Source organism: Streptomyces sp. NBC_00207 (assembly GCF_045160965.1).
Classification (GTDB): Bacteria; Actinomycetota; Actinomycetes; order Streptomycetales; family Streptomycetaceae; genus Streptomyces.
Genome location: NZ_CP130715.1, coordinates 7,064,669 through 7,079,048 on the forward strand (window position 1 = coordinate 7,064,669; position 14,380 = coordinate 7,079,048).

At 74.0% G+C, this 14,380-nt stretch carries 10 protein-coding genes; 3 read left to right on the forward strand and 7 right to left on the reverse strand.

Features of this window, described 5'->3' with window-relative positions; translation table 11 throughout:
* Positions 1-17: 17 nt before the first annotated feature.
* Positions 18-488: a GNAT family N-acetyltransferase gene (locus OG472_RS33000; protein ID WP_405942329.1), complete on the forward strand. Its 471-nt coding sequence runs from the start codon at positions 18-20 to the stop codon at positions 486-488.
* A 20-nt stretch (positions 489-508) separates the two neighbouring features.
* On the opposite strand, the gene OG472_RS33005 is transcribed toward OG472_RS33000, so the two are convergent.
* Together OG472_RS33005 and lpdA are read right to left on the reverse strand one after the other, a co-directional pair.
* Positions 509-1,783 carry a M14 family zinc carboxypeptidase gene (locus OG472_RS33005; RefSeq protein WP_401613937.1) on the reverse strand — a complete coding sequence of 425 codons (1,275 nt, stop codon included), beginning with the start codon at positions 1,781-1,783 and terminating at the stop codon, positions 509-511.
* 85 nt (positions 1,784-1,868) lie between these two features.
* Positions 1,869-3,296 (reverse strand): dihydrolipoyl dehydrogenase, encoded by a 1,428-nt coding sequence (lpdA, locus tag OG472_RS33010; protein WP_405832528.1) that lies wholly within the window; start codon positions 3,294-3,296, stop codon positions 1,869-1,871.
* Between the two features lie 83 nt (positions 3,297-3,379).
* Here lpdA and OG472_RS33015 point away from each other — a divergent pair, with 83 nt between their 5' ends.
* On the forward strand, positions 3,380-4,288 hold the full coding sequence (locus OG472_RS33015) for a LysR family transcriptional regulator (protein WP_405942330.1): 909 nt from the start codon (positions 3,380-3,382) through the stop codon (positions 4,286-4,288).
* Here OG472_RS33015 and OG472_RS33020 read toward each other — a convergent pair.
* The 4 genes from OG472_RS33020 to treY form a co-directional block, all read right to left on the reverse strand.
* A complete protein-coding gene (locus tag OG472_RS33020) occupies positions 4,251-5,354 on the reverse strand; it encodes a hypothetical protein (RefSeq protein ID WP_405942331.1) in 1,104 nt (367 codons plus the stop codon). The genes OG472_RS33015 and OG472_RS33020 overlap by 38 nt on opposite strands.
* Positions 5,351-6,694: a hypothetical protein gene (locus tag OG472_RS33025; RefSeq protein ID WP_405942332.1), complete on the reverse strand. Its 1,344-nt coding sequence runs from the start codon at positions 6,692-6,694 to the stop codon at positions 5,351-5,353. The genes OG472_RS33020 and OG472_RS33025 overlap by 4 nt, the downstream gene beginning before the upstream one ends.
* Before the next feature lie 4 nt (positions 6,695-6,698).
* Positions 6,699-8,438 carry a protein kinase domain-containing protein gene (locus tag OG472_RS33030; RefSeq protein WP_405942333.1) on the reverse strand — a complete coding sequence of 580 codons (1,740 nt, stop codon included), beginning with the start codon at positions 8,436-8,438 and terminating at the stop codon, positions 6,699-6,701.
* Between the two features lie 85 nt (positions 8,439-8,523).
* Positions 8,524-10,794, reverse strand: coding sequence for a malto-oligosyltrehalose synthase (gene treY / locus OG472_RS33035; protein ID WP_401613949.1), 2,271 nt, complete (start codon positions 10,792-10,794; stop codon positions 8,524-8,526).
* 82 nt (positions 10,795-10,876) lie between these two features.
* Here treY and OG472_RS33040 point away from each other — a divergent pair, with 82 nt between their 5' ends.
* Positions 10,877-12,187, forward strand: coding sequence for an MFS transporter (locus OG472_RS33040; protein ID WP_405942334.1), 1,311 nt, complete (start codon positions 10,877-10,879; stop codon positions 12,185-12,187).
* Here the strand turns inward: OG472_RS33040 and glgX are convergent.
* Positions 12,172-14,286: a glycogen debranching protein GlgX gene (gene glgX, locus OG472_RS33045; RefSeq protein ID WP_405832539.1), complete on the reverse strand. Its 2,115-nt coding sequence runs from the start codon at positions 14,284-14,286 to the stop codon at positions 12,172-12,174. The two genes, OG472_RS33040 and glgX, sit on opposite strands and share 16 nt — an antisense overlap.
* Positions 14,287-14,380: the final 94 nt, after the last annotated feature.

The window sequence follows — 14,380 nt, forward strand, 5'->3', positions numbered from 1 at the left end:
CGCGCAGGATGGCGGGCATGGAACACATGCCCGTCATCCGCCGTGCACGCGTCGGGGACCTCCCCCGCCTGGTCGAGCTCGTCCACGAGCACGTCGCGTACGAGAGGTCGGCGCCGCGCCCGCCGGGCCTCGCCGAGCGCCTCGGCCCGCAGCTGTTCGCCGAGGACGCCCGGCTGTGGGTGCTGCTCGCCGAGACCCCCGGCGGCGCGGTCGCCGGATACGCCGCCTGCTCCGCCGAGTTCGCGTTCTGGGACGCCCGCCACTACCTGCACATGGACTGCCTCTACCTGGCGCAGGAGGCGCGCGGGCACGGCCTCGGCGCCGCCCTGATGGACGGGGTGCGGGAACTGGCCCGCGAGCTCGGCCTCGAACAGGTCCAGTGGCAGACCCCCGACTGGAACGAGGGCGCGATCCGCTTCTACGACCGGCTCGGCGCCACCGGTTTCCCGAAGCGCCGCTACGCCCTGCCCGTGGAACCCACCGCCTGACGGCCCGGCCTCCTGACGGCCTAGGGGGACCGGTCGGCCGCCAGGAGGCGCTCGTAGGTGGCCAGGACGGTCCGGGACTGGTGTTCCACCTGGGTGGCCACCGGGACCCAGCGGGCCCCGAAGCGGGCCGCGAAGTCCTCGCACCACCCCGCGACCAGCCGGTCCAGCCCGGGCGCCGCCGGATGCCCCTGCGCGCGCAGCACCCGCAGCAGCATCGCGGCGGCGCGCAGCGACAGCCGCCGCCCGAAGGCGTCGATGCTGGCGATGTACGCCGCCGTGGCCTCCGTGGGGGCCCCGGCGCCGGTCCACTCGACGGCGATCCGGGGGATCAGCGCGAGCGTCCAGTCCACGGCGCGCAGCAGCGGAGCCGTGGCCCGGTCCTCGTACGGCGGCGGACCCGGGCGGATCAGGTCCCGTACCCCGGAGACGAGCGCGGCGTCCGCCGTCAGCCTCCCGGCCAGCATCCGCAGGGCGCCGCGCGGGTCGGGGTGCGGAGCCGGGTCGTCCACCAGGTCGGAGGCCCACATGGGGACTTCGACGATCGCGGTGGTGCCCGCGTACCGGTGGGCGTGGTACCAGGTGCTGAGCCGGGTGTCCTCCGGGTGGAAGGCCCCGGCGGCCTCGCTCCCGGGCTGCGGGATCACGAAGATCCCGGGGCCGGGGGAGGGCCAGCCGGCGGCGTCCGAGGCCCCGTTCTCCACCGGGATGCGCAGCTCGGCGGCCGATTTGGCGAAGGGCTCGGCGAGGCCGGGTATGTCCCGGGTGAGCTGGACCCAGGAGCCGCCGAGATCGGTGGCGTGCAGCGAGACCTGGAGTACGGGCCGGAGCTCGTCGATGAGCGCGGTCAGGGCCAGGGTCTCCGGGGGCAGCCGGTCCGGGGGCAGTAAAGACGGCGCCCACTCGGGCTGTTCGGGGCCGGGCGGCCGGAAGAAGCTCCGGTGGTAGTCCAGGAGCGAGTACGGGCGGGGCGTGCGGTGCAGGTCCGCGCCGTCCGGGTCCGCGCAGAGCAGGAAGTGCCAGCCGCAGCCGGCCCGCGGCGCCGGCTCGTGCAGGAGGCGCCGGGCGAGCGAGAGGGCGGTGGCGCCGCCGACCGGCTCGTTGGCGTGCGCCCCGGCGACGACGAGGACGTTGCGGGTGGGGGTGTGGGTGACCGGCCCGACGGCTGCGACGGACAGGACCCAGAGCGGCTGCCCGGCCCGGGAGGTGCCGGCCTGGCGGAGCCGGACCTCGCCGGGATGTTCGTCCGCCAGTGCGCGGGCGGCCAGCCCGAGTTCGCGCGGCGTGGGGTAGCACATGTCACGGAGGAGAGTCACAAGTGATGCCATGCCCGCCGGGCCCGCCGCCTACTGCTCCGCAGGCCACGCAGTTCCCCGGACCCGGCTACTGCTGGTGCAGGCCGCGGCCCGCCAGGGACAGGAAGGCTTCGCCCACGGCCTCCGAGAGGGTCGGGTGGGCGTGGACGTGGCGGGCCACGTCGGACGGCTCGGCGTCCCAGCCCACGATCAGCTGGCTCTCCGCGATCATCTCCGACACGTGCGGCCCCACCAGGTGTACGCCGAGTACCCGCCCGCCCCGCTCCGCGACCACCTTCACCGTGCCCCCCTGCCCGTGCACCATGCCCTTCGCGACGGCGGTCAGCGGCATCGTGTTCACCACCACGTCGTACGCGGCCTCGCGCGCCTGCGCCTCCGTCAGCCCGACGGCGGCGGTCTGCGGCGCCGAGTACGTCACCCGCGGCACCGCGGCGTAGTCCACCGGTGGGCTCGCCACCCCGGCCAGGGTCTCGGCGACCAGCAGGCCCTCCGCGAAGGAGGCGTGCGCCAGCCCGAGCGAGGGCGGCGGCAGCAGGTCGCCGACGACGTGGATCCCCGGGACGGCGGTCTCCAGCCGGGACCAGTCGGCCGGCGCCACGAACCCCCGTTCGTCGGTGGCCAGTCCGGCCGCCGCCAGGTCCAGCCCGTCGGTGACCGGGACCCGACCGACCGCCACCAGCAGCCGCTCGGCCGTCAGCTCGCGGAGCTCGCCGCGCGCGGTCCGCACGATGGCCTTCACGGTTCCGCCCGCCACGGTCGCCCCCTCCAGCCGGGCCCCGGTCTGCACGTCGATGCCGCGCTTCTTCAGGCCCCGCGCCAGGTGCCGGGAGACGTCCGCGTCCTCCAGCGGGACCAGCCGGTCCGCCGCCTCGACCAGGGTCACCTCGGCGCCCATGGAGCGGTGGAAGGACGCGTACTCCACCCCGATCGCCCCGCCGCCCAGCACCAGGACCGAAGCGGGCAGCCCGGGGGCGAACAGCGCGTCGTCGCTCGTGACCACCGTGGCCCCGTCGGGCTCCAGCCCCGGCAGGACCCGCGGCCGGGACCCGGTGGCCAGGACGATCCCGCGGGTCGCGGTGAACTCCCGTCCGTCCTCGGTGCGGACGGAACGCGGGCCGGTCAACCGTGCGCCGCTGCGCACCACACGGACCCCGGCGTGCTCCAAATGCCCCTCCACGCCCTTGTGATTGCGGGAGACGATGTCGTCCCTGGTGGCCGTCAGGGCCGACCAGTCGACCGACTCCACGCTCGCCCGGACGCCCCAGCGCTCGCGTGCCTCGGCTATGCCGTCGACGAGTTCGGCGGCGTGCAGCATGGCCTTGCTGGGGATGCAGCCGCGGTGCAGGCAGGTCCCGCCGACCTTGTCGCGTTCGGCGAGCAGGACGGTCAGGCCGAGGGCCGCGGCGCGCAGGGCGGTGCTGTATCCTCCGGTGCCGCCACCGATCACGATCACGTCCACGGTGCCGGTGCTGTCGTTGGTCACGTCGTTGGTCATGTGCCCAGCCTGGACCGCCCGTTGCGTCACGTCCAAGGAAATGATCTTCTGGGTGCCATGCACGCTCTTTATGCTTCCGGCTCATGAGCCTGCGCCAGATGGAGTACTTCCTCGCCGTCGTGGAGGAGTCCTCCTTCACCCGCGCCGCGGAAACCCTGCACGTCACCCAGCCCGCCCTGTCCCACCAGGTCAAGGCCCTGGAGCGGTCCGTCGGCGGCGCCCTGCTGGAGCGCATGCCGCGCGGGGTCCGGCTCACGCCCATGGGCCGCGCCTTCCTCCCGCACGCGCAGCTCGCCGTCCGCAGTGCCCGCCAGGCCGAGCGGGCGGCCCGCGCCGCCGCCGGTGTGGCAGGTGGCGAACTGCACATCGCCACCGTGCACGCCCTGGCCGTCGGCCTGCTCCCGGGCATCGCCGCCCGCTGGCGGGCACTGCACCCGGGGGTGTCCCTGGTGATCCGGGAATACGGTTCCACCGAAGCGCTGGAGGAGCAGCTGGAGCGGGGCGTCGCCGACCTCGCGGTGGGCCCGGAGCCCGCGGAGTGGATGGGGCCGCTGCTGCGGATCGGCCGCGAGGAGCTGGTCATCGTCGTCCCCTTCGACGAGCCGCTGGCCGGGCGGGGGAGCGTCCGCCTCGGCGAGCTCGCCGACCGCGACTGGATCCGCTGTGCGATGGAACCGCTGGTCGACGGTGTCCTCGTCCTGGACCGGGCGTGCGGCGCGGTCGGCTTCACCCCGCGCACGGTGCTGCGCACGGAGCACACCTCGACGGCCGTACGGATGGCGGCCGCCGGGGTGGGCGTGGTCATGGCCCCGGCCCACATGGTCCGGGGCGCCGTCGGCGAGGACTGCGTCCTGCTCTCCCTGGACCCGCCGTGGCACCGGTCCCTGGCGGTCTTCTCCAGGGTCCCGCTGACCGGCGCGGCGGAGGCCTTCGCGGAACTGTTCGGGGCCCGGGCTACGGCAGCTCCGGCCGCGAGTGCTCGGCCAGACTGAGCAGCAGATGCGCCGACTCCGGGTGGTAGAAGTCGGAATGCGCGCCGACCGGGTTGATCCGGGTGCTCCGGTACCGCCAGCTCGCGTCGATGTTGACGAAGGCGTGGTCCAGTGACTGATGCGGATACGGCGTGTCGGCGCGCAGCAGCCGGGTGGTCCACACGTCGTTGGGCGCGAGGGCGTCGCCGGCGCGGGACAGGCGCATCCCCGAGTGCCCGATGCCGGACCTGCCCTCGCCGAGCAGGTGCCAGAAGCCCGTGGCCCGGTCGTGGCGAGAGTGGGTGAACACCAGGGGCCCGCCGACCGGCGAGGTGTGCCCGTGCGGGCCCGGGCGCAGACGCGCGAAGAGCGAGTCGAAGGCGGCCGTGGGCGCGGCCATCTGGAAGACCGTCAGCGAGTCCACGGTGAAGGGGCGCGAGGGATGGGTGGCGGTGCTCCAGCCGAGCGTGTCGCCCTTCGCCGCGTCCGCAGCCCAGGTCACCGCCTCGCACAGGAACCGCCCGCCGAAGGAATGGCCCACCAGGTGCAGGTACTGGCCGTTGCGGTTGCGCAGGGTCCGGTCGGCCGGATCGCCCCGCTCGGCGTGCAGGTAGCCCAGCAGGTGGCCGAGCACGTGGGGGGCGTAGCCGGTGCCCGCGGCGCTCATCGCATGGGCCCGCTCGCGGACCTCCTCGTAGCCGCCCTTGGTGAGCTTGGACGACGATGGCCAGCGCACGACGACGGTCCACGGCGCGTAGCGGCCGGACAGCCGCGGGTAGAGCGCCGTGCGGGCCGCGCGCTGCCGGTCCATCAGGGTGAGCAGGCGCTGGGCGCTGCGGGCGGCGGAGGCCGGGCTCGTCCGCCAGCCGTGTACGTACACGATGACGTCGGTGGCCCAGGACGGCGGGTTCAGCCGGTCGGCGAGGTACCGGGCCAGCCGGTCCGGGCGCACGGGCCGCCCCGTGGCGGCCGAGACCAGCCACCCGTCCTCGTCGAGGTCGATCGTCGTCAGGGCGTCCGGCGCCGGCGCGGGGGCCGCCTTCCGGGCCGGTCGGAGGGTGAACGGGCGCGGCCGTCGTGAGCTCATGGAGTCGTCGGTCCTTCCTGGGGATCGGTGAACAGGCGGCTGTCGAGCCCGCAGACGAGGCTGTACGTCAGGGCGAGCGGGTTGCGGTACTCGGCGGCGAACCAGCGCACGGTCTCGAGCACGGCCCGCCCGGCGGGCAGGCCCTCGACCACGTACCGGGTCAGGAACCGGAGGGCGAACTCGGCGCCGAAGACCTGGGGCATGGCGATGTGCGGCGCGAGGACGCCGAGCGCCCCGTGCTTGACGAAGGCGGCCGCGATGCCCGCGTAGCCCGCGGTCGCCGGCCCGCCGGCGAAGCAGACGTTGAGCAGGACCATCGGGTGGAACAGGCACGGCGTGGCGTCCCGGGCGTTGGCCTCGGTGTGCCGCTTGCGGTACCGGTCCACCATCGAGGCGTCGATCGGCACCGGGTCGCTGAGCCGCAGGTTCCGCCAGGTCCGGTCCCCCTGCCGGGCGTACTCGCCGTGGCAGAAGAAGTACATCAGGTCCTCGTCGAGGACGGGCTGGTTCAGGGCCGCCAGCAGTTCGGTGCCATGGATCCGTTCGGTCAGCTCCGTCCGGTCGTCGAGGAGTTTGTGCACGTCGGTGGCGAGCGGCGTGCCCGTCAGCTCCTCGTCCCACTGGATGCTGGAGGCGGGACGGGTGCGGCCGGACACGTACCAGTAGGCGGTCGGATAGGCGTCCGCGCCCGCCTCGATCTGATGCCGGTGCCCGAGGAAGGTGGCGAAGGGGTCCCCGCCGGGAGGCCCGCCGGTGGCAGGGGGGCCGGCGCCGACGGCCAGCAGGGGCCATGGGATGTCCAGATCGGAGTCGAAGCGGATCCGCAGGTCCCGGAGCCCGAGCACCTCCAGCAGCCGGCGCCGCACCTCCGCCAGCTCCCGGCCGTCCCCGGCGAGCAGCTCGTCCAGCAGGTACTGCCCCTCCCAGGCCAGCTCGGTCACCTGCGCCGTCACCTCGACGGCCGGACGGCCGCTGAGATCGGCGAGGTGGGTGTACGGCTTGACGTCCAGAGGCCCCTGCCGCAGGGAGGGCTGGTACGCGACGAACTCCTGCCAGCGGGATATGAGGCGGGCGGACAGTGTCCTGAGCTCCTCGGCGTCCGTCTCCAGGACGGCGTAGCACGAGCTGGTGCGGGGCTGTGGCAGTACCTCCGGATCGCCCCACAGGACGATGGTGGTCACCGCTTCGGACGGGCAGCGGATGCAGACGGTGAGCTCCCGTGGCCCGCAGGCCGGGGCTTCCGCCAGCAGCCGGTAGCGCCGGCTGGGGTCCTGCGGTGCCGAGAGGGCGATCTCTTCTGCCTCGTCGGCCTCTCCGGTCGCTCGGGTATCGAGGTTCAACGGTTCAGAACTCCGGTCCTTCGTGCCGAGCGGAGCCGAGGACGGCCGGCTCCGCGCTCTCCAGGGTCGCGTTCAGTTCCTGGAGGACCACGCCGTGCACCCGGTCGTAGACCGTGATCCGCAGCGTGTGGGGGCCTGCAGCGTGCGCGGTGAACGTGAAGGCGGCGGGCCCCCCTTCGGGGTCCTGCACGCGGTAGCCGGCACACGGAGGCACGAGCGTCGATCCGCCCGAGCGCGCCGACGCCACCAGCATCAGCTCGGCAGGGTCCCGGGTGTCTCCGGCGGCCCGGTACCAGGGATGCCCGGCCGGCACGTCGAGGCTGAACTCCAGCCGGACGGCCCGGCCCGGCTGGACGGGTCCGCCGCGCATCCTCAACCGGGGGGTGCAGGCGGGGAGTTCACCCAAGGCTGCCGGCGGCGGTGGGGAGACGGCGGAGACCGGGGCGGCCGGTGGAGGGGAGGCGGCGGCCCGGAGGGCGGCGGAAGCCGGGACGTAGGCGTCCGGGTCCCGGGACCGCCAGGGCCAGCGGGCCGGTCTGGCGCGCCACAGGGCCAGACAGTGCCAGCTCGCCTTCGACGCCACCATGACCGCCCCGTACGCGACGCCGAACCCCAGCCCGGACAGGAGGGAGGCCGCCGGGTCGGCGTTCGAGGGGCGGGTCACCAGGTGCCAGCCGAAGAGGGTCACCAGCGTGACGAGCACGCCCGTCAGGAAGCCGGCCATGGCCCGGCTGGTGGCGGCTGTGAACATGCGTACGAGATGTTCGCGCACCCTTTCCCAGGCCGAGCGCGGCGGACGGTTCGCGACGGCCCAGTGCCCGCCCGCCAGCGGCCGGTGCTCCCGGGCGAGCCGCCGGAGCGTGACCACGGCCGGGGCGGCGGAGGTCCGGGCCCCGGGGTGCGGGGAGAGCAGCAGCGCCAGCAGCAGGGTGAGCTCGGGCTCGCCGGCGAGCCTGGGCGGGCGGGCGTCGTGCACCGTGCGGACCCAGCGGAACCTCCGCAGCGGCCCGTACAGCAGGCTGCGACGGCCCGAGAGGATCTCGTACAGGACCATGCCCATGGCCCACAGGTCTGCGGACCGGGTCGGGAGCGGAGGCCGCTCGGCCTTCCGGTCCGCCATCTCGGGCGCGGTGTAACGGGAGTCCGGGCGCCACGGCCGGACCCACGGCCCCTGCTCGTCGTGCGGGGACGGGGTCAGCCCGTAACCGGCCAGGGCCAGGGTGCGGTCGTCGCGGAAGAACACGTCGTGGGGGTCGAGCCGGCCGTGCACGACGCCGGCGTCGTGCAGCTCCTGGAGGGCGGTCGCCATCTCGAGCCCGAGGTACGCGGCCTCCGTGCCCCCGAGCTTGCCCTGTTCCTTCAACAACTGGTGCAGGGTGAAGGGCTGGACGGGGTCCATGACCACCCACAGCGAGCCGTGCTGCTCGAACACGGCGTGGACGGACAGCAGATGGGAGCCGTGCGGGCCGTGTACCCGGCGCACCTGGCGCGGCAGGTCACCGGGGACCGCGACCTGAGCCTTGTCCGGGTCCGTCTTGGATCCCGCCTTCGCCGCGGCCTTCGACGGCGGTTTCGGCTTCGCCGGGGGCTGCGGCCACGCGGTCCGCGGCCGCAGCTGCTGGACGAACACCTCCGCCCGGTCCTGCTGGTCGAACGCCGACCAGCAGGTGGTTCCCTCGTTCTCCTCCCAGGACTCGTCCAGCCAGTACCGCTCCTGGAGCACCCGCGGGTTCTCGGCCGGCATCCCCTCGCCCCCTCCACCCGGCGCGCAGGCCGTGCGGCCCGGGTGCGAGGCAGCCTAGCGTCCGGGGGCGGCACGGCGCAGAGGTTCACCGGCGGAGCCATACGCCCACCGGGCGGCCGTTCAGCAGGCCGGTCACTTCGGTCGAACCACTGTGCGGGGTAGGGGAGTTCGGGCCGGTGTGCGGGGGGAGGAGAGGGGTCCACGTGCCGGGTGGCAGGGGCAGCCGGGTGCCGCGCCAGCCACCGGACGCGGCCAGCCGGTGGGACAGCCGGGTGGCCGCCACCAGCAGGCCCGGGGCCCGGGTGAACGCCACCAGGTGGCCGGCCGCCGGGCCCAGCGCCGGGACGGGGGCATAGCCGCGGAAGAGCTCCGGCCGGTCCCGGCGCAGCCGCAGCAGGGTGGCCGTCAGGGCCAGCTTCTCCTCGGCGGGGCCCTCCGGGGCGGCCCCCGCGTCCAGCCGGGCCAGCTCCCGGCGGGGGAAGCGGGCCGGACGCCGGTTGTCGGGGTCGACGAGGGCCCGGTACTCGGTCTCGGCGCCCTGGTAGACCTCCGGGACCCCCGGCATCGCCAGGTGCAGCAGGGCCATGCCGAGGAGGTTGGCGCGGGCGGCCTCCGCCAGCTCCACGGGGAGGTCGAGGGGGGCCCGTACGTATCCGGGGACCTCCGCCTCGTAGTCCTCGTCCGGCTCCGTCCAGCTGGTGCGCAGGGCGGCCTCGCGCACCGCCTTGAGCAGCGCCTCGGACAGCCGGGGCGCGGCGTCGGGGGCCGGCCCGAGCCCGAGTGCGGTCTGCCGGGCCACCCAGGCCAGCTGGGGGTCGGGGCCGGCGGGCCGGCCCATCAGCTCCGGCGCCTGCGACAGGGTCGCGATCCGGGCCCGGACGTCCGCGCTGCGTTTGGTGTCGTGCGTGGACAGCACGGTCCCGGCCGCGGGCCACTCCAGGTCCTGGGCGGCGCAGTACGCGTGGAACTCCTCGGCCGGAACGGCCGGCTGCCCCGGCTCCCCGCCGACCTCGGTGGCCGACAGCAGCGGCGCGTACCGGTAGAAGGCCCGGTCCTCCAGGGACTTGGCGCGCAGCGCCGCCGAGGTCTGCGCGAAGCGGGCCGCGAAGGCCGGATCGCGCCGCAGCAGTTCCCGTACGCCGGCCACCGGGCCCGGACCGGCCACCGCGGCCGCCTGCTCCAGCGCCTGCGGCGGCAGCTCCGGCTCGCCGGGATAGGGCCGGTAGACGGGGAAGGCGATGAGGAGCTCCCGTACGGCTTCGGACAGTTCCGGACCGGACAGGCGCTCCAGGGCCCGCAGTTCGGCGGCCAGGTCGCCGGTCAGGACCTCCCGTGCGCACGCCCGGGACGCCTCCGGCCACTGCGGCAGCCCGGTGGACCGCCCGTACCGGGCCGCCAGCTCCGCGGCCCCCGCAGGATCGGTGAACACCCCGTCCACCCGGTGCAGTGCGTCGTAGCCGGTGGTCCCCGCCACCGGCCACGCGGGCGGCAGCCGCTCGTGGCGGGCGAGGATCTTCTCGACGACCACCCAGCAGTCGTCCCCGGCCGCCGCCCGCAGCCGCCTGAGGTACTCCTCCGGGTCCGCCAGGCCGTCCACGTGGTCGATCCGCAGTCCCTGCGCGACCCCGTCCCGGAGCAGCTCCAGCACCTTCGCGTGGGTGGCGGTGAACACCTCCGGGTCCTCCACGCGGACCCCGATCAGGTCCGAAATGGTGAAGAAGCGCCGGTAGTTGAGCGAGGTCCGGGCCTCCCGCCACCAGGCGGGCCGGTACCACTGGGCGGCGAGCAGCTCGGGCAGCGCCAGCCCCGCGGTGCCCGGCCGCAGCGGGAACTCCTGCTCGCCGTGGCGCAGTACGTCGCCGTCGGCCGTCAGCTCGGAGGTCTCCACCGGCCCGGCGAGCACCGGCAGCAGCACCTGCCCGCCGCCGGCCTCCCAGTCGATGTCGAACCAGCGGGCGTACGGCGAGCCGGGTCCGTCCCGCAGCACCTCCCACAGGGGCCGGTTCAGCCGCAGCGGCGTCGGCACCGCCATGTGGTTGGGCACGATGTCGAGGACCAGGCCGAGCCCGTGCGCCCGGGCGGCCCGGGCCAGGGCGCGCAGGCCCGGCTCGCCGCCGAGCTCGGCCCGTACGCGGGAGTGGTCGGTGACGTCGTACCCGTGTGCGGAGCCGGGTACCGCCTCCAGGACGGGGGAGAGGTGCAGGTGTGACACGCCGAGCGAGGCGATGTACGGTACGGCTGCCTCGGCCGCCGCGAAGGGGAACTCCGGACGCAGCTGGAGACGGTAGGTCGACGCCGGAGTGACAGGTGTCGGAACGTCAGATTCCGATTCGGTGACCGGTTGCGGCTGGCTCATGAGAACGTACGTACCCAACCTGCCGGATTCCGTGCCATTACCCAATGCATCCGAGTGACTGCGCCGGGTTAATGTCGATCAAGTGGTTGGAACCGTCAACACCTATCGAAGAGTCATCGCCCTGACCGGGCCCCTACTTCCCCTCGTCTCTTTCCTCGCCCGACTGCCCGTCGCGATGTCCCAGTTCGGAAGCTTCCTGCTGGTCGCCCAGACCAGCGGCTCGCTCGCGACCGCCGGCGTGGTCGGCGGCGCCCTCTCCCTCGGCCAGGTCGTCTTCGGACCCGTCCTCGGCTGGCTCGCCGACCGGCACGGTCAGCGGTCCGTCGTCCTGACCGCCGCCGCCGTCAACGCGGTGGCCACCGCCGCCCTGGTCGCGGGGGCCCTCACCCACCTGGCCACCGTGCCGCTGGCCGCGATCGGAGCGCTCACCGGCGCCTCCGTACCGCTGATCGGGCCGCTCGCCCGGACCCGCTCCGTGGCCCTGGCCCGCCGGGCCAAGTCCGACGAGAGCGTCGTGGGCGCCGTCCACGCCCTCGAAGGCACCCTGGACGAGGTCTCCTTCGTCTTCGGACCCGCCCTGGTCGGGCTCGCCGCGCTCCTCGCGCACCCGGCGGTCGCCCTCGGCGGCGCGGCCGGCCTCGTCGCCGTCTTCGGCACCGTCTACGCGCTGCACCCGACCGCCGCCGTCACCGCGGGGTACCCCCGGACGGAGTCCGGGGGAGGGGCCCCCGCGCGCGGCCGCGGTACGGGCCGCCGGGTCCGCCCGCCCGGCGTCGTCTACGCCGTACGCGGCTCCCTCGCCCTCCAGGGCGCGATGTTCGGCGCCTGCCAGGCCGGCATCACCGCGCTGACGATCCGGCTCGGCGTCCCCGACCAGGCCGCCGTCGTCTACTCCGCGATGGGAGTCGTCAGCGCCGCCGTCGGCCTCTCGCTCGGCGCGCTGCCCGCCCGCTTCGGACTGCGGCTGCGCTGGCGGGTGGCGACCGGAGCGGCCCTGGTGCTCTCGGTGCCCCTGCTGTTCACCGACGGCCTGTGGCCGCTGTACGCCGTCGTCACCGTGCTCGGGGCGGCCTACGCGCCCCACCTGATCACCGCCTTCGCGCTCACCGAGCGGGCCGTGGAACCGGCCCGGCTCTCCACGTCGATGGCCTTCGCCGCCAGCTGTCTGGTGGCCGGGCAGGCCACCGCGCTCGTCCTCTGCGGGCGCCTCGCCGAGTGGTACGGCCCCGCCGGGGCCTTCGCCGTGGCCGTCGGGGCCGCCGCACTCTGCCTGACCCTCGCCCTGGTCACCCGGGTGCCCGCCGCCCGTACGCACACCGCCGCCTTCGTTCCCGGCCCGCGGACCGCCTCGCCGGTGTCCGGCGAGAACGGCGCCGCCTACGCCGGGCGCTGAAGCACCACCAGGCACCGACCCGTCAGAGCCACCCGGTCGCCGGCCGCGTACTGCGGCCCGGTGCCGGGTGGCAGCACGTCCGCCCGCGCCGTGTCCACCACCAGGTGCCACTGCGCGCCGTGCCCCGCCGGAATGGTGAAGTCCTGCGGGTCCGCGCCCGCGTTGAACATCAGCAGGAACGAGTCGTCGGTGATCCGCTCCCCGCGGGTGCCCGGCTCGGAGATCGCCTCCCCGTTGAGGAAGACGGTCAGCGCCCGCGCGTGCTGCGCCTGCCAGTCGCGCGCCCGCATCACCTCTCCGTGCGGGGTGAACCAGGCGATGTCGGAGAGCTCGTCGTGCGTACCCTCCACCGGCCGGCCGTGGAAGAACCGCCGCCGCCGGAAGACCGGGTGGTCGCGGCGCAGCCACACCATCCGCCGGGTGAACTCCAGCAGCGACGGCGGCGGTTTGCCCGGCTCCGGCCAGCGCACCCACGACAACTCGTTGTCCTGGCAGTAGGCGTTGTTGTTGCCGCCCTGGGTGCGGCCGAACTCGTCGCCGTGGCTGAGCATCGGCACCCCCTGCGACAGCATCAGGGTGGCCGTGAAGTTGCGCATCTGGCGCTCGCGCAGCTCCACCACCTCCGGATCCTCGCTCGGCCCCTCCACTCCGCAGTTCCAGGAACGGTTGTGGGTCTCGCCGTCCCGATTGCCCTCCCTGTTGGCCTCGTTGTGCTTCTCGTTGTACGAGACCAGGTCGTTCAGGGTGAAACCGTCGTGGCAGGTGGTGAAGTTGATCGACGCCAGCGGCCGCCGCCCGTCGTCCTGGTACAGGTCGGAGGAGCCGGTCAGCCGCCCGGCGAACTCCGCGAGCGTTCGCGGCTGCCCGCGCCAGAGGTCCCGTACCGTGTCCCGGTACTTGCCGTTCCACTCGGTCCACAGCGGCGGGAAGTTGCCCACCTGGTAGCCGCCCTCGCCCAGGTCCCAGGGCTCCGCGATCAGCTTCACCTGGCTGACCACCGGATCCTGCTGGACCAGGTCGAAGAACGAGGACAGCCGGTCCACCTCGTGGAACTGGCGGGCCAGCGTCGCCGCCAGGTCGAAGCGGAAACCGTCCACGTGCATCTCGGTGACCCAGTAGCGCAGCGAGTCCATGATCAGCTGGAGCACGTGCGGGGAGCGCATCAGCAGCGAGTTCCCCGTGCCGGTGGTGTCCATGTAGTGCCGCGGATCGTCCGCCAGCCGGTAGTACGAGGCGTTGTCGAGTCCGCGGAAGGACAGCGTCGGGCCCAGGTGGTTGCCCTCCGCGGTGTGGTTGTAGACCACGTCGAGGATCACCTCGATCCCGGCCTCGTGCAGGGCCCGGACCGCCGACTTGAACTCCAGCACCTGCTGGCCGCGGTCACCCGAGGCGTAGCCGTTGTGCGGGGCGAAGAAGCCGATGGTGTTGTAGCCCCAGTAATTGCTCAGCCCGTCGTTGACCAGCCGGTGGTCGTTGACGAACTGGTGCACCGGCATCAGCTCCAGCGCCGTCACGCCGAGCTTGGCGAGGTGACCGATGACCGCCGGGTGCGCGAGCGCCCCGTACGTGCCGCGCAGCTCCTCCGGCAGGTCCGGATGGCGCATCGTCAGACCCTTGACGTGGGCCTCGTACAGCACGGTGTGGTGGTACTCGTGGCGCGGCGGCCGGTCGTTGGCCCAGTCGAAGTACGGGTTCACCACGACCGAGCTCATGGTGTGCGGGGCGGAGTCCAGGTCGTTGCGCGAGTCGGGCCGGCCGAAGTGGTAGCCGTACACCGCCTCGCCCCACGTCACCCGGCCGCTGATGGCCCGCGCGTACGGGTCCAGCAGCAGCTTCGCCGCGTTGCAGCGCCGGCCGCGCTCGGGCTCGTACGGGCCGTGCACGCGGAAACCGTAGCGCTGGCCCGGCATGACGCCGGGCAGGTACGCGTGGCGGACGAAGGCGTCCGTCTCGCGCAGTTCCACGGCGGACTCCGAACCGTCGTCGTGGAGGAGGCACAGCTCGATCCGTCGGGCGGCCTCGGAGTAGACCGCGAAGTTGGTGCCGGCGCCGTCGTAAGTGGCGCCGAGCGGATACGCCTGTCCCGGCCAGACCTGCATAGATAACGACTCTTCCCGCGTTGTCGGATGTCCCGGCTGATCCGGCGTGGACCACGTCACTGTTCCGATCTTCCCCGAAAGAGGGCCCCCACGC